Below are 16,256 nucleotides of genomic sequence, written 5' to 3'. Positions count from 1 at the left end.
GCCATCTTAGTCGGATGAAGACGGTAAATTGATACCGGTACCAATCACCTTTGTCAATTTGCCCAGACTTGCCAGAGGCTGCGTCCACGAGCCGAATTCGCCGGAGTTCCCCTCTTGCGACGTCTCCCGTGGCCGACCCTCCAGCCTAGCTATCATGCTATTATAATTTTATGAGCCTGTCTATGCGATGTCAGCAGAAAATCCCGCCTCCGGCGCGCTTCAGGACAGGTCGTTCGGCGCGTCGTAAGTGATGCTGAAGATATCGGCGGGGTGGCGGGCGACCGAGAATTCGATGCTGCGCTGGTCCGCCGACTGGTAGAGCATCTCTACCGTCAGCACCGGACTGCCGAGCGTTATGCCGAGGTCGGCGGCAACCGCCTCGTCGGCGATCTCGGCGCGCACCGTGACATGCGCCACGTCGAGTCGCAGGCCGAGATGTTTCTGCACCGAACGGAAGATCAGCACGTCGGAAAAATCCTCCCGCTTCAGGCGCGCGCCGATGTCGGGCGGGAAATAGGTGGTGATCTGCGCCTTGCGCTGTTCGCCGATCGACAGCACGCTGCGCAGGCAATAGCCGGCCTCGTCCTTGCCCATGCCGAAATGGCGCTGGAGCACGGGCGAAACCTCCTTGCGGTAGGATTTCACCGTCAGCTCGGCATCCTTGGTGAAGGCCGCCATGTCGGCGAAATTCTTGAACTTCCAGCTCAGATTGACCGAGGGGCTGCGCGCCGCGACCACGGCAGGCTTGGCCGAACGCTTGCGGATCAGCCCGTCGGCCTCGAGATCGCGCAGCGCCTGGCGAACCGTGATCAGGCTGACGCCGAAATGCTCGGCGATGGTCGCTTCCTTCGGCAGTTCGCCGCCGACGGGGAAGGTGCCGTTGCCGATCGGCTCGCGCAAAATGTCGGCGAGCTGGCGGTAAAGCGGCCCGTTGGCGCGGCCGAGCGTGCGCCTGGGAAGACTGTCTATGGTCGGGTGGTCCATGTGCCTCGTCGCGCCTGTGTCGAAGCTTTTATAATAGCTTCCCACGCCCGAAGCTAGGCAAGGCTGTTGACGATCAACCGTCTCAGACAAAGAGCCGAAGCGGCTGTTCGATCGCCGATTTCAGGGTCGCGAGCCATGCGGCAGCGGTAGCCTCGTCAACGCTCGCCGCGTCTGTCGTCAGCAGGCATTCGGCATGATCGCCCGGCGTGTCGGACGAAACGGTCAGGCGCATGGTGCGGCCCGGCAGAAGCGGCGTCATCATCGGCCTGATGTCGCTGGCCGGCAGCAGCCGCAGGGATAGGGTCGCTGGAGTTTCCGTCTCATCCCGGCTGTCGGCCAATGCCGCAAGCCGCAAGGCGCGCAGCGATGTCAGGGCCATTTCGGGGATCATGGCGAATACGGTTTGCCGGCCTGCCAGTTCCAGCGCCACGGAAGCGCCACCGAACCTGGCTGCCTGCGGCATCTCGACAAATGCTTGACCGGCGGCACGCAGCAGCACGTCGTCGATGGCGAACACATGGCCCGAGCTCTCAAGCGCCGCCAGCAGGTCTTGCAGCGCGCCGAGGGCAACGGCGGTGGCAAAGGCGGCGATCCGGTGCGCGGTCGGGGATAGGGCCGCTGCCGGGGCGACGGCATTGGGCGAGGCGAGCGGTGCGGCAACCGGAACGAAGCCTTGCACATCGGCGGCCAGGATGCGCCCGCCAGGACCGCTGCCGCGAAGTGTTTCGAGCGGCAGGGAACGCTCGCGCGCCAGGCGGCGGGCATAGGGCGAAACCGCCACCCGGACCTGCGCCGTCGCGATGTTCATTTCAGATACTCCGAATTCACGCAGTTGGTCAGCCGTCCCTCGGTGAGATAGGCGTGGACCACCTCGATCGATTTCAGCCGGAGGTCGCGCATCGACGCCGGGCTGTAGAAGGCGGCATGCGGTGTGACGATCAGCCGATTGGCGATCCAAGGCTCGCGGGCGCGCCAGGCGGCGAGCAGCGGATGATCGAGATCGCCGGGCTCGCTCGGCAAGACGTCGAGGCCGGCGCCGGCGACGATGCCCTCGCGAATCGCCGGTTCCAGCGCGTCGAGATCGACGATCGGACCACGCGCGGTGTTGATGAGGACAAGGCCTGGCCTGGCGGCGGCGAAGGCGGACGCGCCAAGCAGCTTGCGGGTCTCCTCGCTGAGCGGCGTGTGGACGCTCACCACATCCGCCCGCTCCATCAATTCACGGAGCGAATGGACGCGTTCGTAGCCGGTCGACAGGTCGACACCGGACAGAAGGTGCGGGTCGTAAAACACCACCTTCATATCGAAGGCGGCGGCGCGACGGGCGGTCGCAAGTCCGATGCGGCCGAGACCGACAATGCCGAAGGTGGCGCCCTTGTGCCGGCGGACCAGCGGCGCCTTGGAGAAATGCCAGCCTTCGGCGCCATAGCTGGAAAGCTCGGCGCCATAGGCCGATGTGCCGCGCGTCAGCGCCAGCATGAGGCCGATGGCGTGATCGGCGACCTCGGTGGTGCCATAGTCCGGCACGTTGCAAGCCGGAATCTTCCGCGCACCCCAGCCCGCCGTATCGATGTTGTCGAAGCCGACGCCGGAACGCACCGCTATGCGCGCCTTGGGAAAGGCCGATGGCGCGGCGGCGACATTGTGGGTGGGCGAATAGTTGATGACGGCGTCGACCACCTCGCAGACGGCAGGATCGAGTGCGGCTGCCTTGTCGTTGGTCGAGCGTGCGAGGATGAACTCCATATCGGGATAATGCTGCCGCTCGAGTTCGGCCTCATCGGCGGCTTGCCAGTTGGCGCACAGGATCTTCATGCCAGCCCCTTCGGATTTCAAGTTCGGTGATGGGTTATTTCTTGATGCCGCCGATGCGGCCGCCCATCGGCACCACGGCGCCGACCGGCTGATCGATGGCGTTGAGTGTCCCGCTGGCCGGTGCCTCGATCTCGACCACGGCCTTGTCGGTCTCGATCTCGGCGATCAGTTCGCCTTCCTTGACCTGATCACCGACCGCCTTCAGCCATTTGACGACGGTGCCTTCGCTGACGGTGAGATCGCCGAACGGCATTGTGATCGGCTCGTCGTCGCTGGGAGCGGCAGCCGCTGAAGCGGCGGGCAAGGATCTGGCTGGAGCAGGCGTTGGGTTAGCCGGCGCAGCACTTTTCAGGCCGACCGTATACCAATGGTCCGGCACCGGCGGTTGGCCCGATATGACGTCGCGCACGCCCTGGGCGATGCGCGCCGTGTCGACCAGCATGGCGCGCTCCAGCACCGGCGCGAAGGGATGCGAGGTCGGCGCGGTGTGCAGCCTTCCCGGTGGGGCGTCGAGTTCGTCGAAGGCGAACTCGTTGATGGCCTGGGCGATCTCGCCGCCAAGGCCGCACATCGCCCAGGCTTCGTCGACGATGAGCAGGCGATGGGTCTTTCGGACGCTGGCGACGATGGTGTCAATGTCGAGCGGCATGATGGTGCGGGGATCGATCACCTCCGCCTCGATTCCTTCGGCGGCGAGCGCCTCGGCTGCCTCCAGCGTGCGCTGCACCATCTGGCCGGCGGCAACGATGGTGATGTCGGTGCCTGCCCGCGCAATGCGCGCGACGCCGAAAGGCACAAAATGCTCGCCGACCGGCACCTCGCCCTTGGAGGCGAACAGCGCCTTGGGCTCAAGCATGATGACCGGATCGCCGGCCCTGAGCGCGGTCTTCATCAGGCCCTTGGCATCGGCAGGGGTCGACGGCACGCAGACGATAAGGCCCGGCATATGGGCGAAGACCGGATGATAGATGCCGCTGTGATGCGGCCCGGAGCTGCGCAGCGCGCCGGCGCCGACGCGCACCACCATTGGCGCGCTCATCAGGCCGCTGGTCATGTAGCGCAGCTTGGCCGCCTGCAGGAAGATCTGGCCGGCGGTTTCGAAGGCAAAGTCGGCGAACATCAGGTCCGAGACGGTGCGCGCTCCGGTGGCCGAGGCGCCGACGGCGGCGGCGGTGAAGCCCTGCTCGGAGATCGGCGTGTCGACCATGCGCTCGGCGCCGAATTCCTGCCAGAGGTTTTTGGTGTGAGCGAAACTGCCGCCGCGCTCGCCGGTGCCCTCGCCGAAATAGAGGATCGCCGGATTGGCGCGCATTTCCTCGGCGATGCCGTCACGTACGGCCTCGAGCCATCCCTGCGTGCGGGTCTCGCCGACGGCTCGCCAAGCCAAGGCGGCGGGCGGATTGATCGGATCGGCAAAGACATGCAGAAGCACCGTCGCCGGATCGGGCTCGGGCGAGTTGCGGGCAAAGGTCAGAGCCTCCTCGACCACCTTCTCGATCCTCGCTTCTATTGCCGCGAGCGCCTCGGCATCGGCGATGCCATAGTCCTCGATCAGCCGCTTGCGGAACATGTCGATGGGGTCGCGCTTGATCCAGGCGTCGAGTTCCTCCTGCGTGCGATAAGTGCCGATGACCGGATCGCCCTCATGGTGACCGACGGTGCGGTAGGTCTTGGCCTCGATCAGCGTCGGGCCCTTGCCGGAACGGGCGCGCTCGGCGGCCTCCTTCATCGCCAGCCAGACGGCGAAGACGTCGTTGCCGTCGACCGCAACCCCGGGCATGCCGTAGGAGGCGGCCTTGGTGGCGATCTCTGGGTTCAGCGTGATCGACTTCAGCGGCGTCGCCGTGGCGTAGAGGTTGTTCTCGCAGATGAAGACCGCCGGCGCCCGCTGCACGGCGGCGAAGTTGAGCGCCTCGTGGAAGCCGCCATGGTTGGCGGCGCCGTCGCCGAAGAAAGCGACGCCGATGTCGTCGCGGCCCTGCTGGCGGGCGCCCATGCCGATGCCGACGGCATGGCCGATGCCGGCGGCGACGATGCCGTTGGTGCCGAACAGGCCGACCGAGCGGTCGTAGAGATGCATGGTGCCGCCGCGGCCGCCGCAAATGCCGTCAACCTTGCCGAACAGCTCGGCCATCACCCGGCCGGGATTGGCGCCCTTGGCCAGCGCGTGGCCGTGGCCGCGATGGGTCGATGTCACCCAGTCGGTTGGCCGCAGATGCGCGCAGACGCCGACGCCCGTCGCCTCCTCGCCGATATAGAGATGCAGGAAACCGGGTGTTTCGCCCTTGCGGCAGGCGATCTGGGCGATGCTTTCGAAACGGCGCAAAAGCACCATGCGTTCGAACAGATCGAGCAGGATTTTTGGATCGGGCAGGTTTGGAGCGCCCTTGAAATCGTCGCGTGCGCGCGCCGCAGACATTGCCACCAGAGCCTCCCTGAAATGCGTCCGACGCCGGGCGGCAGAGCGCCGGCGGCGAGCTTGTTGGCCGCTCGCTTTGGCGCATCATAGATTATAATAGCATAATGTCTACTGGCTTCGGACCGGGCCGTGCGATGGCTAGAGTCTGGTGATCCGAACGGTCGCGTCGGGCCGCTGAAACAGCTCCGGCCGCAGGCTGAGACCCAGCCCCGGCCCTTCGAGCGGCGCAACGTGGCCGTCCTTGACCGGCGGAATGTCGGCGACGATCTCGGTGTACCAGCCGGTGAAATACGCGCGCACCGCCTCCTGGTAGTTGACGTTCGGCAAGGTCGCCGACAGCGCGCAACTGGCGGCATAGACGATCGGCCCGGTGCAATCGTGCAAGGTGACAGGCAGTTCGCTGGCCTCGGCCATGTTGGCGATCTTGCGCGCTTCGGAGAGGCCGCCGCACCAGGCGAGATCAATCATGATCACGCTGGCCGCGCGCTTGTCGATCAGTTGCTTGAACATCTGCCGCGAGGCGAGCCGCTCGCTGGCGGCGATCGGTATTGATGTATGGCGGGCAAGCTCGGCCATGGCGTCAAGCTCGTTGTAGCGGATCGGCTCCTCCAGCCAGGCGACGTCATGGGCTTTCAGCGCCTCGGCGATGCGCAGCACCGGCGGCAAGGTCCACAGCCCGTGCAGTTCGACCATGATTTCCATGTCGCGGCCTACAGCGTCGCGGATTTTCTGGAAAGGCTCCAATGCCTTGTCCAGATCGGTCAGCGAAATGCGCGTGCCATTCGATGCCTCGGCGGCGATGTCGAACGGCCAGATCTTCATCGCGCCGATGCCTTCCGACTTCAGACTTCTGGCGAGATCGCCGGCATTGTAGCGCCAGGCGAGCAGGTCCTCGTACGGGCCTTCGTTGGAATCGCCAGGCTTGAGCGACCAGTCCTCGCCGCGCTCGAACAGGGCGTTCCTCTTGGTGGCCCGGACGTGCTTGTAGCCGGCGCAGGTGTTGTAGACCGGCACGCTCTTGTGGGTGCGCCCGCCAAGCAGCCGCCAGATCGGCTCGCCGAGCGCCTGGCCATAGATATCCCATAGCGCGATGTTGACGGCGGAATTGCCGCGCAGCTCGGCGCCGGAATCGCGGGCGCCGACATAGACGCTGCCCAGCATGCGGTCGTGCAGTTCGATGTCGCGCGGATCCTTGCCGAGGAGATAGGACGCGACATTGTCGTGGATGTAGGCGGCGACCGGCCCCGGCGCCCAGAACGTCTCGCCGGTGCCGATCAGGCCGGCATCGGTGTAGACGCGCAGCCAGAACAGGAAGGGGAATTCCGCCAGCTGCAGCGTCTCGAGCGCGACGACTTTCATTGTTTTCTCCCCATTGCAGCGAACCATGCGGTCGGCGGGACAATAGCACATCGCCGTTGACAGCCATTTATGGTACCGGTATCAATCGCGTCAAGATGGCCACCGGGAGGGTTTTCTTGCCAGCCGAGAATCACAACACGCCGCCACGAAGGGCACTTGTCACCGGTGCCGCCGGCGGCCTCGGTCGCGAGGTGGCGATCCAGCTGGCGCGGCGCGGCTGTGTCGTCGCGGTCACCGACATCAATGGCGAGGGACTGGCCGAGACCGCCACGCTGGTCGGCGAAACCGGCGCGGAAAGCGAAAGCATCGTCAGCGACTTCACCGGGGAAGGCGCGCCGGAGGCGGCGGTGGAGAAAGTGGTGGCGCGCTGGGGCGGCATCGACATCCTTGTCAACAATGCCGGCTATGGCGTGATCGAGCCCTTCCTCGACGCAACCTTCAAGGCCTGGACGCGCACGCTGGCGCTCAATGTCACCGCGCTTGCCATGGCCTGCAAAGCGGCGGGCCGAGTGATGCGCGAGCAGCGTTCGGGGCGCATCATCAACATCACCTCGCCGGGTTCGCGCATGGCGCTGCCCGACTACACCGCCTACACGGCGAGCAAGGCTGGGGTCGATTCCATTACCCGCGCCGCAGCGGTAGCGCTGGCGCCCTATGGTGTGCTGGTCAACAGCCTGGCACCGGGCATGATGGACACCGAAATGCAGCGCTCGACCGAGGTCGACCTGGCCCGCGCCAATGGCCGAAGCGACCTGCAGGCCTTCCTCGACGAGCGCACCCGCCGCATCCCGCTCGGCCGCCGGGCCGAGATTGCGGAAGTCGCGGAAGCCGTCGTCTGGCTCTGTCTCGATGCGCCCAAATACATGACCGCCGAGCGGCTCAACATGTCGGGCGGGCTCGACAAGGACTGATCAGATGCAGCGAAACTCCCCACCCGGCAGCGCCGATATCGGCGCGCTCGAACGCAAGGCGATACAATTGCGCCGTCACATGCTGACCATGGCGCGCGGCCAGGGCCAGGGTTATATCGGCCAGGGCCTCGGCATCGCCGATGTGCTGGCCGCGCTCTACTTCCACGAACTGCGTTACGATCCACACAATCTGGCGTGGGCCGACCGCGACCGCTTCCTGCTCTCGACCGGGCATTATTCGATCGCACTGTGGGCAGCGCTGGCCGAGGCCGGCATCATCCCGGTCGAGGAACTTGCCACCTATGGCGCCGACAACAGCCGGCTGGAGATGTCGACGCTCGACACGACGCCAGGTGTCGAGGTCATCGGCGGCTCGCTCGGCCATGGCCTGGGGCAAGGCGTCGGCCAGGCGCTGGGCCTGCGCATCGACAAATCCGAGGCGCGCGTCTTCGTCGAACTGTCCGATGGCGAAATGCAGGAAGGCTCGACCTGGGAAGCGGCGATGTCGGCCAGCCATTTCAAGCTCGATGGGCTGGTGGCACTGGTCGACTGCAACGGCATCCAGGCCGACGGGCCTGTCGTGCTCGACATGGAGCCGGTGGCCGACAAATGGCGCGCCTTCGGCTGGCAGACATCGGAGATCGACGGCAACGACATGAAGGCGGTGGTCGGCGCGCTGGCCGATGCGCGCGAGCGCAACGGCAAGCCGAAGGCGATCGTGCTGCGCACGCTGACTGGCAAGGGCGTGCCGCGTATCGAAACCGCCGAGAAATCGCATTTCTTCCGCATCGACGTGGCGCAATGGGACGGCATCATCGCCGAGTTCGAAAAGACCGTGGGAGCAAGCCAATGAGCGGCACGGCGACGGAGGCCGGCCGCACGCTGGCCATGGGTCAGGACGAAGCGGTCCGCGGCGGCCGGCAAAGCGTGGAAGCGCCGTTTGGCAAGGCGCTGACGCGGCTCGGCCACAGCCGTCCCGACATTGTTGGGCTGACCGCCGACCTCGGCAAATACACCGACATCCTGCCGTTCCGTGACGCTTTCCCCGACCGCTTCTTCAATGTCGGCATGGCCGAGCAGAACCTGGTCGCTGTCGCCGCCGGGCTGGCGCGTACCGGCAAGGTGCCGTTCGCCACCACCTATGGCGTGTTCGCGACAAGGCGGGCCTATGATTTCGTCGCCATCGCGCTCGCCCACTCCAACCTTAACGTCAAGATCGTCGCCGGCCTGCCGGGATTGACGACCGGCTATGGCGGCACGCACCAGGCGATCGAGGATCTGGCGCTGATGCGCATGATCCCCGGGCTGACCATCATCGACCCCTGCGACGCGACCGAGATCGAAGCGGCGACCAAGGCGATCGCAGAGCGTCACGGGCCGGTCTACATGCGGCTGCTGCGCGGTTCAGTGCCCGTGGTATTTGAAGCCGGCTATCGTTTCGAAATCGGCAAGGCGCGCAAGCTTCGTGGCGGTTCCGATGTCGGCATCATCTCGACCGGCTTCATGACCGAGCGGGCACTGGATGCGGCGGACGCGTTGCGAAAAAAAGGCATCTCCGCCGGCGTGCTGCACGTGCCGACCATCAAACCGTTCGACACCGAGGCGGTGGCCGCGTTCGCGGCTGGCGTCAGCCACATCGTCACCACGGAAAACCATGTTGTCGTCGGCGGCCTGGCCAGCCTCGTTGTCGAGACCTTGTTCGACGCCGGCATTGCGAAGAAAGTCAGCCGCATCGGCTTGCCCGACCGCTACATCGAATGCGGCGCGGTGCCGACCCTGCAAGCGAAATACGGCCTGACATCAGAAGCCGTCATCGCCGCGATCATAGCCCTGGCTTAGGACGACCGCATGAAAATCACCGAAATCGAGACCTTCGCCGTCGGTGCCGGCTGGAAGAACTGGCTGTTCGTCAAAGTCCATACCGACAACGGCATCCATGGGATTGGCGAAGGCACGCTGAACGGCTTCATCAAGACCACCGAAGCCGGCGTGCACGAGCTCAAGCATCTCGCCATCGGCCAAGACCCGCGCCGCATCAATGCGCTGGCCAAGCGCATGCTGGACAGCGTCTCGCTCGACGGCGGCCACATCCACCGCACGGTGATCGCGGCGGTCGAGATTGCCTGCTGGGACATTCTGGGCAAGAGCCTCGGCGTGCCGATCCACCAGTTGCTCGGCGGCCAGGTGCGCGACAGCGTCCTCGGCTACGCCAATGGCTGGTACCGCACCGAGCGCACGCCGGAGGCCTTCCTCGAGGCCGCCAAGGCGGTTCTGACCAAGGGTTTCAAGGCGTTCAAGCTCGACCCGTTCGGCACCGCGCAAGGTTTTATCTCGCGCGAGGAATTGCAGCTTTCCTACGCGATCTGCCGAAAATTACGTGATGAACTGCCTCGCGATACGCTGATCCTGATCGACGTGCATGCGCGCTTCACCGAGATCGCCGCCCTGCAGGCCGCGCAGAAATTCGCCGATCTCGACATCTTCTGGTGGGAGGAGCCGACCTCGCGCGACCGGCAAGAGACGGTGCACGAAGTGGCGCATCGCTCACCGATGCCGGTGGCGACCGGCGAAATGTACGACACGGTCGGGCAATTCTACACGCTGGCCGCAGGTGGGGGCGTCAACATCTTCCAGCCCGAACCGATGTCGCTCGGTGGCATTGCGCCGTCCATGCAGGTGGCCAACCTCGCGCTTGCGCATGGCAGCCACATCGCCCCGCACCAGAGCGGCGGACCGGTGGCGACGGCGGTGTGCCTGCAGCTGGCGGCCGCGGTGCCGAACTTCCTCATCCAGGAGCACTTCGACGCTTTCAACGACCCGTGGACGCGCGACCTCGTGACCTGGCACCCGACCGTCAACCCGGCCAATGGCCATCTGTCGCTGCCCGACGCGCCAGGGCTCGGCATCGATCTCAACATTGAGGCGATCAAGAACCACCCTTACGATCCCGACGCCTATCTCAACGTCCACGCGGAGGGCTGGCAAAAGCGCCTCGGGCGTCGGGAAGAGACGGGGTGGCGTGGCCTCTAGTCCGTCACGCGCTTTCGCGATCGACGATCTCGAAGCCGAGGCTGGTGATGGTCGGCACCTTGGTGTCGCCGCCGAGCCTTGCCAGCAATTGCCGCACCGCACGGCGGCCCATCTCGTAGCGGTTGACCTTCACCGTGGTCAGCGGCGGATAGAGCTGCGCGGCGAGATCCATGTCGCCATAGCCGGCGATGGCGATCCTGCCCGGCACGGCCCAGCGCCGGCGGTGGCATTCCTGCACGGCGCCGACCGCGAGCGTGTCGCTGGAAAAGAAGATGGCATCGATATCCCGGTGGCGGGTGGTCAGCGTCACCAGCGCCTCGGCACCGCCCTGCGCGGTGATTGGCACTTCGACCTCCATATCGGCATGGTTCTTGATGCCGAGCTCCGTCAGGGCGGCATGGTAACCGGTGCGGCGCTGCCGCAGGCGGTCATTGCCGTGGATCGGCGTCGAGACGAAGCCGATGCGCTTGTAGCCCTTGGCCGCCAGATGCATGGTCATGGCATAGGCGGTCTCGAAGTTGGAGACGCCGACCACCATGTCGATCGGCTTGCGGCCCTTGATTTCGGAAATTTCGACCACCGGGGCGCCGCTGCTCTTCAGCAAGGCACGCGCCGCTTCGCTTTGCACGAAGCTCTGCAGGATCATGCCGACCGGGCGCCAGCCGAGCAGGTTGCGGATCGACTTCTCCTCGGCCTCCTGCGTGAACTCGCCCTGCACCAGGAGCATCGAATAGCCGCTCTCATGGCATTCGTCGGACATGCCTTGCACCTGTTCGGCAATGCCCGAATTGATCAGCGGCGGCACCACCGTGCCGATCATGCGGCCGTTGCCGCGCATGCTGGACGCAAGCCGGTTGGGTACGAAGCCGGCCTGTTCGATCGCCTCCAGCACCTTGGCGCGCGTCTCCGGCGAGACCATGTCGGGATTGGACAGCGCGCGCGACACCGTCATCGGCGCCACGCCGACCCGCTTGGCGATCTCGCGGACGCCGAGGCGTTGCGGCTTCTTCTCGTCCGCCGGCGGCTTATCGACCATCACCATGCTCCAAGAAAGCGCTATCCGCCAAGGCAATGTCCTGCGGATCACGCCGAAACGTCCATTCATAGCGGTTGCCGCGAGTGCTTGCCAGCGATGGACCCAGCTATGCACCGCCAGAAAATTTCATCGTTGACAAGTTATAATATTATAATCTTAATGGTTGAGAGGAGCGCGCCAGGATCGGCGCGGGCGCATGGGGCCGGCCGCAAGAGCCGGCGACGGTCGCTGCCAGGGAGGTCGGGATGAACAGCGCGGCTGAGGTGAGCGCGTCGCCCAGGGACGCGCGTTCGTTCCGGCGGCGACTGATCGGCTTGATTGCCGTCGGCGAGGTCGGCGTGCTGGCGGCCATGGCTTTGCTGATCGCCTTCTTCTGGCTGCTCGAGCCGGCCTTCCTGTCGGAGCGCAACATCCGCGCCATTCTCAACGTCGTCTCCTTTGTCGGCATCATCGCCATCGGCCAGACCATTCTGCTGGTCGCCGGCGAGTTCGACCTGTCGGTCGGCTCGGTGGCTGGTCTCTCCGCCGTGGTCGCCGCCAAGCTGATGACCGCGGCCGCCCTGCCGGTGAGCGTCGGCATTCTCGGCGGCATAGGCGTCGGCGCGCTGATCGGCCTCCTCAACGGCCTGATCGTCGTCAGGCTGGGTATCCCTGCCTTCATCCAGACGCTCGGCATGCTGTTCATCGGCCAGGGCCTGATCCAGGTGGTGACGGGCGGCTATCCGGTCTATCCGCTGCCCGAGGCGATCAACACCATTGGCGGCACCGATCTCGCCTTCGGCCTCGGCTGGAGCTTTGCCTTCTTCATCGTCGTCGCCCTCCTTGCCGACTTCGTGCTGCGGCGCACCGTGCTCGGGCGCAACATGTATGCCACCGGCGGCAACAAGGAAGTGGCGCATCTCGTCGGTATCAACACCAGCGCCTACAAGATCGGCGCCTTCATCACCGTCGGCGCGCTGTCGGCGATCGCCGGCATGTTCGTAATGGCCGATCTCGGCAGCGGCGGCACTTCGATCGGCAGCGGCTGGGAACTGACCGTCATCGCCGGCGTCGTGGTCGGTGGCGTCAGCCTGTTCGGCGGCGCCGGCACGGTGGCCGGCGGCGTCGTCGGCATCCTGATGCTGAAGGTGGTGCAGAGCGGCCTCGTCGTCATTGGCGTCAACTCCAACTGGCAGCAGATCGCGGTCGGCGTGATCATGGTCATGGCTGTCGGCCTCGACATAGTGCGCCGCCGCTACTTCATCGCCGGCGCCTGAGAGGCCGCTTATATTGCGCCGGCAAAAATGCCGGCGAACCAAGGGAGGTAAGGCATGAAGACCCATTTGAAAAAGCGGCTGATCCGAACCGCATTGGTGGCGGCGGCACTCGCCACCTCGCTCGGCTCGGCGAGCCTGGCCCGGGCGGCGGACATTCACCTGCTCTGGGTGCAGGCGATGAAGGATCACCCGGTGCATCGGCTGATGCAGGCGGGCTTCCTCAACAAATGCAAGGAACTTGGCTACACCTGCGAGGTGGTCGGCGACCCGAGCGCCACCAACTGGGATATTCCGGCGACCTTGCCGCTTGCCGAGGCCGCCCTTGCCCGCACCAAATACGACGCGATCGGGGTATACGGTCCCGATCCGGCCATCTATTCCTACATCTCCAAGCTGGCCAAGGAAGGCTTCCCGATCGTCACCTGGCACGTCCTGCCGCCCGAAGGGACCGTCAACGGCCTGAAAGCGGCAACGGGAGAGAACATCGCCGAAGCGGGAACCAATGCCGCGATCGCGATCGGCGACAAGCTCGGCGGCAAGGGCACCGTGGCGTTGACGCAGGGCGCTTCCAACGACACCGAAAACGCCATGTCGGATGCCTTCCGCAAGACCATCGCGGCGAAATATCCCGGCATCAAGGTGCTCGACACTCAGATGGAAGGCTTTGAACCGTCGGCGGCCGAGGCAAAAGCGGTGGCGATCCTGCAGGGCAATCCCGATGTGACCGCCGCCTTCGGCACCACCGGCAACAGCATCCAGACCTGGTCGGGCGCCGCCCGCAAGGCCGGACGCGACGTCGTCATCGTCGGCATGGACTATATCAGGCAGAATCTCGATCTGGTGAGATCCGGCGCCGCCTACGGCATCGTCGCGCAGCCGCTCTATGAAGAGAGCGCCAAGGTCGCCGAACTTCTCGGTGATCTCGCCCAGGGCAAGACCGTGCCCTACAGCAATCCGCTGCCGGCAAAGGTGATCACCGCAGCTGATCTCGATCCCTATTACAAGATGCTGGACAGCGCCGGCCAGTAACACCTGCCGCCGGGCCCGCGCCTTGCAGGCCCGGCGCTTTCCGAAGGGATGCGTCTTGTCCATCACCACCCCAGCGCCGCTGTTTTCGGCCACCGCCATCGCCAAGAATTTCGGCGGCGTGCAGGCGCTGCGCGGCGTCGATTTCGATGTCGTGGCCGGCGAGATCCACGCCTTGCTCGGCCAGAACGGCGCCGGCAAATCGACGCTGGTCAAGATCCTCAACGGCGTGCATCCGGCCGGTTCCTACACCGGCACGATCCAGCTCGACGGCCGGCCCGTCAGCTTCGCTTCGCCGGCCGATGCACGATCGAACGGTGTCGGTTATGTGCCGCAGGAAATCGAGGTGCTCGAACAGCTGTCGGTCGCCGAGAATGTCTTTGCCGGCCGCACCGGGCTGGGCACAGGCATGCTGGTCCACCAGCGCAAGCTCGAGCAGCGGGCCGGCGAAATCTTTGCCGACCTCGGCATCGACATCAACCCCAGGGCCTATGTCGCGTCGCTGACCTCGGCGCAGCGTCATCTGGTGATGATTGCGCGTGCCATCGTGCTGAAGCCACGCGTGCTGATGCTGGACGAGCCGACGGCCTCGCTCTCCGGCACCGAGGTCGATGCGCTGTTCGCCGTGCTGCGTCGCCTGAAGGCGCAAGGCGTGGCGATGATCTACATCACCCACCGCCTGCCCGAGGTGCTGGCCATCTGCGACCGCGCCACGGTGCTGCGCGACGGGCAGGTGGCGGTACGGATCGCGCGCGAGGATTTTGACGCCGAGACCTTCATCTTCTCGATGTCGGGTCAAAGGCTACAGCGGCTGTTTCCCGAACACGCGGCACCCGTCGGCCGGCCGACGGCGCTGGAGGTTCGCCATCTCACGGTCGCCGGCCACAGCGGCGCGGTCCATGGCGCCAGGGATATCAATCTCCGCGTGGCGGCGGGCGAAATCGTCGGGCTTGCCGGGCTGCTGGGCTCCGGCCGCAGCGAAATCCTGCACGGTATCTATGGCCGCGTTCCGGCCGACGGCGAAATCCGCATCGCCGGCCAGAGCGTGTCTATCAAATCGCCGAGGGATGCCCGCGCGGCCGGCATTGCGCTGCTGACCGAGGATCGCAAACGCGACGGCCTGCTGTTCAACCTACCTGTCGGCGCCAACATCACCATCGGCAATCTCGCGCCTCTGTCGCGGCATGGCATGGTGCGCGGCGGACTGGAGCGAAGCTCCATCCTCACCGCCATGCGCGCGCTTAACGTCAAGGCGTCCTCCCCGCAGGCTTCGGTCACCCATCTGTCGGGCGGCAACCAGCAGAAGCTGCTGTTCGCCCGTGTGCTGATGCGGGCACCGAAAGTGCTGCTGCTCGACGAGCCGACCAAGGGCGTCGACGCGGCGACCCGTCATGAAATCTACCGGCTTGTGGTTGAACTCGCCGAGAAAGGCGTAGGCTTGCTGATCGTGGCTTCCGAATTGGAAGAGCTGATCGGCCTTTGCGATCGCTGCGTCGTGGTCGCCGACGGGCGCATCGTCGACGAATTTGGCCGCGGCGACGGTGGCGAGGATCGGGTGCTGCGCTCGGTGACGGCGGCGCAAGCGGAACGCCACGCCATCGCTTCACAGGCCTCAGCATGATGTTCGCCGGCAAACGCGTTTTCGTCACGGGGGCTGCCACCGGCATTGGCCGGGCGACCGCGGCGTACCTCGCCGACGCGGGCGCCAGGGTGCTCGGCGCCGGACTGGACGGCGAAGAGGGCAAGGCCCTTGCCGGCCGTTATGACGAAAGCCAGTTGATCTTCCGCGAGAGCGATCTTACCCGCGAAGCGGAGGTGCAGTCGGCGGTGACGGCAGCCACCGAATGGCTTGGCGGGCTCGACGCCGTCGTCAACTGCGCCGGCATCTACCCCACCGGCAAGCGGCTTGAAGACGTTTCCGACGCGGAATGGGAAAAAACCATCGCCGTCAACCTCACAGCGATTTTCCGCGTCTGCCGCGCGACCTTGCCGCTGTTGCGCGCGGCCGGCGGTGGCTCGATCGTCAACATCGCGTCCGTGCACGCCGATGCCACGGTTCCCGGCGTGCCCGCCTATGCCGCGACGAAGGCGGCGGTCGTCGGCCTGTCGCGGCAGATCGCGCTCGACTATGCCGTCGACCGCATCCGCGTCAACGCCGTGCTGGTCGGCTCGGTCGCCACCCGCATGACGCTGGACGGGCTGGAAGCGGCCGGCGGCGCCGAAGCGCTGGGCCTGTCCTTCGAGCCCAACAGAATCGCCCGCATCGCCAACCCTTCGGAGATCGCCAGCGCAATCGGCTTCCTGATTTCCGACGCCGCATCCTTCGTCACCGGCAGCGCCATGCAAGTGGATGGCGGCCTGCTGGCGCGGCTTCTCTAGGGTTCAGGCGCAATCGGCTGGTTGACTGAAGATCCGATTAT

Annotated in this window: 14 protein-coding genes; 8 read left to right on the top strand and 6 right to left on the bottom strand. The window is 65.6% G+C overall.

The features are described from left to right. Window positions 1-219: 219 nt before the first annotated feature. From FJV83_RS17155 to FJV83_RS17135, 5 genes are all read right to left on the bottom strand, one after another. Window positions 220-984: a GntR family transcriptional regulator gene (locus tag FJV83_RS17155; RefSeq protein WP_095773141.1), complete on the bottom strand. Its 765-nt coding sequence runs from the start codon at window positions 982-984 to the stop codon at window positions 220-222. Window positions 985-1,066: 82 nt separating this feature from the next. Continuing rightward, window positions 1,067-1,792: an E3 binding domain-containing protein gene (locus FJV83_RS17150; RefSeq protein WP_142886782.1), complete on the bottom strand. Its 726-nt coding sequence runs from the start codon at window positions 1,790-1,792 to the stop codon at window positions 1,067-1,069. Then, on the bottom strand, window positions 1,789-2,799 hold the full coding sequence (locus FJV83_RS17145; protein ID WP_142886783.1) for a C-terminal binding protein: 1,011 nt from the start codon (window positions 2,797-2,799) through the stop codon (window positions 1,789-1,791). Before FJV83_RS17145 ends, FJV83_RS17150 begins: the two co-directional genes overlap by 4 nt. 34 nt (window positions 2,800-2,833) lie before the next feature. Continuing rightward, window positions 2,834-5,218, bottom strand: a complete 2,385-nt coding sequence (locus FJV83_RS17140) for a thiamine pyrophosphate-dependent enzyme (RefSeq protein ID WP_246691882.1) — start codon at window positions 5,216-5,218, stop codon at window positions 2,834-2,836. Window positions 5,219-5,356: 138 nt separating this feature from the next. Next, window positions 5,357-6,577, bottom strand: coding sequence for a mandelate racemase/muconate lactonizing enzyme family protein (locus tag FJV83_RS17135; RefSeq protein ID WP_185973446.1), 1,221 nt, complete (start codon window positions 6,575-6,577; stop codon window positions 5,357-5,359). A gap of 116 nt (window positions 6,578-6,693) precedes the next feature. Here FJV83_RS17135 and FJV83_RS17130 point away from each other — a divergent pair, with 116 nt between their 5' ends. From FJV83_RS17130 to FJV83_RS17115, 4 genes are read left to right on the top strand one after another with little or no spacing between them, the layout of a single operon-like run. Beyond that, complete coding sequence (locus FJV83_RS17130) at window positions 6,694-7,488, top strand: SDR family oxidoreductase (protein WP_095773145.1); 795 nt, start codon at window positions 6,694-6,696, stop codon at window positions 7,486-7,488. Window positions 7,489-7,492: 4 nt separating this feature from the next. Next, complete coding sequence (locus tag FJV83_RS17125; RefSeq protein ID WP_142886786.1) at window positions 7,493-8,341, top strand: transketolase; 849 nt, start codon at window positions 7,493-7,495, stop codon at window positions 8,339-8,341. Then, window positions 8,338-9,327, top strand: a complete 990-nt coding sequence (locus FJV83_RS17120; protein WP_095773147.1) for a transketolase C-terminal domain-containing protein — start codon at window positions 8,338-8,340, stop codon at window positions 9,325-9,327. The genes FJV83_RS17125 and FJV83_RS17120 overlap by 4 nt, the downstream gene beginning before the upstream one ends. Before the next feature lie 9 nt (window positions 9,328-9,336). Continuing rightward, complete coding sequence (locus FJV83_RS17115; protein ID WP_142886787.1) at window positions 9,337-10,518, top strand: mandelate racemase/muconate lactonizing enzyme family protein; 1,182 nt, start codon at window positions 9,337-9,339, stop codon at window positions 10,516-10,518. Window positions 10,519-10,522: 4 nt separating this feature from the next. Here FJV83_RS17115 and FJV83_RS17110 read toward each other — a convergent pair whose 3' ends face one another. After that, window positions 10,523-11,554 carry a LacI family DNA-binding transcriptional regulator gene (locus FJV83_RS17110; RefSeq protein WP_179296094.1) on the bottom strand — a complete coding sequence of 344 codons (1,032 nt, stop codon included), beginning with the start codon at window positions 11,552-11,554 and terminating at the stop codon, window positions 10,523-10,525. A 245-nt stretch (window positions 11,555-11,799) separates the two neighbouring features. On the opposite strand from FJV83_RS17110, the gene FJV83_RS17105 reads away from it, so the two are divergent. Genes FJV83_RS17105 through FJV83_RS17090 form a run of 4 tightly spaced genes read left to right on the top strand, consistent with a single transcriptional unit; the run spans window position 11,800 to window position 16,215 of the window. Continuing rightward, window positions 11,800-12,810: an ABC transporter permease gene (locus FJV83_RS17105; RefSeq protein ID WP_095773150.1), complete on the top strand. Its 1,011-nt coding sequence runs from the start codon at window positions 11,800-11,802 to the stop codon at window positions 12,808-12,810. 54 nt (window positions 12,811-12,864) lie between these two features. Continuing rightward, the gene (locus tag FJV83_RS17100) at window positions 12,865-13,839 is read left to right on the top strand and encodes a substrate-binding domain-containing protein (RefSeq protein WP_095792132.1); all 975 of its coding nucleotides are present in this window, start codon (window positions 12,865-12,867) and stop codon (window positions 13,837-13,839) included. 55 nt (window positions 13,840-13,894) lie between these two features. After that, window positions 13,895-15,457: a sugar ABC transporter ATP-binding protein gene (locus tag FJV83_RS17095; protein WP_142886788.1), complete on the top strand. Its 1,563-nt coding sequence runs from the start codon at window positions 13,895-13,897 to the stop codon at window positions 15,455-15,457. Then, window positions 15,454-16,215, top strand: coding sequence for an SDR family NAD(P)-dependent oxidoreductase (locus FJV83_RS17090; protein WP_142886789.1), 762 nt, complete (start codon window positions 15,454-15,456; stop codon window positions 16,213-16,215). Before FJV83_RS17095 ends, FJV83_RS17090 begins: the two co-directional genes overlap by 4 nt. Window positions 16,216-16,256: the final 41 nt, after the last annotated feature.

It is taken from the genome of Mesorhizobium sp. WSM4307, assembly GCF_007003945.1.
GTDB lineage: Bacteria > Pseudomonadota > Alphaproteobacteria > Rhizobiales > Rhizobiaceae > Mesorhizobium.
Note: the sequence above shows the minus strand (reverse complement) of the source record. Positions and strands in the feature narration are given on the sequence as shown.

Excerpts from the sequence above, each read along its gene's own strand:
- FJV83_RS17155 (WP_095773141.1), bottom strand. The coding sequence starts at position 984 with ATGGACCACCCGACCATAGACAGTCTTCCCAGGCGCACGCTCGGCCGC.
- FJV83_RS17150 (WP_142886782.1), bottom strand. The coding sequence starts at position 1,792 with ATGAACATCGCGACGGCGCAGGTCCGGGTGGCGGTTTCGCCCTATGCC.
- FJV83_RS17145 (WP_142886783.1), bottom strand. The coding sequence starts at position 2,799 with ATGAAGATCCTGTGCGCCAACTGGCAAGCCGCCGATGAGGCCGAACTC.
- FJV83_RS17140 (WP_246691882.1), bottom strand. The coding sequence starts at position 5,218 with ATGTCTGCGGCGCGCGCACGCGACGATTTCAAGGGCGCTCCAAACCTG.
- FJV83_RS17135 (WP_185973446.1), bottom strand. The coding sequence starts at position 6,577 with ATGAAAGTCGTCGCGCTCGAGACGCTGCAGCTGGCGGAATTCCCCTTC.
- FJV83_RS17125 (WP_142886786.1), top strand. The coding sequence starts at position 7,493 with ATGCAGCGAAACTCCCCACCCGGCAGCGCCGATATCGGCGCGCTCGAA.
- FJV83_RS17120 (WP_095773147.1), top strand. The coding sequence starts at position 8,338 with ATGAGCGGCACGGCGACGGAGGCCGGCCGCACGCTGGCCATGGGTCAG.
- FJV83_RS17115 (WP_142886787.1), top strand. The coding sequence starts at position 9,337 with ATGAAAATCACCGAAATCGAGACCTTCGCCGTCGGTGCCGGCTGGAAG.
- FJV83_RS17110 (WP_179296094.1), bottom strand. The coding sequence starts at position 11,554 with ATGGTCGATAAGCCGCCGGCGGACGAGAAGAAGCCGCAACGCCTCGGC.
- FJV83_RS17105 (WP_095773150.1), top strand. The coding sequence starts at position 11,800 with ATGAACAGCGCGGCTGAGGTGAGCGCGTCGCCCAGGGACGCGCGTTCG.
- FJV83_RS17100 (WP_095792132.1), top strand. The coding sequence starts at position 12,865 with ATGAAGACCCATTTGAAAAAGCGGCTGATCCGAACCGCATTGGTGGCG.
- FJV83_RS17090 (WP_142886789.1), top strand. The coding sequence starts at position 15,454 with ATGATGTTCGCCGGCAAACGCGTTTTCGTCACGGGGGCTGCCACCGGC.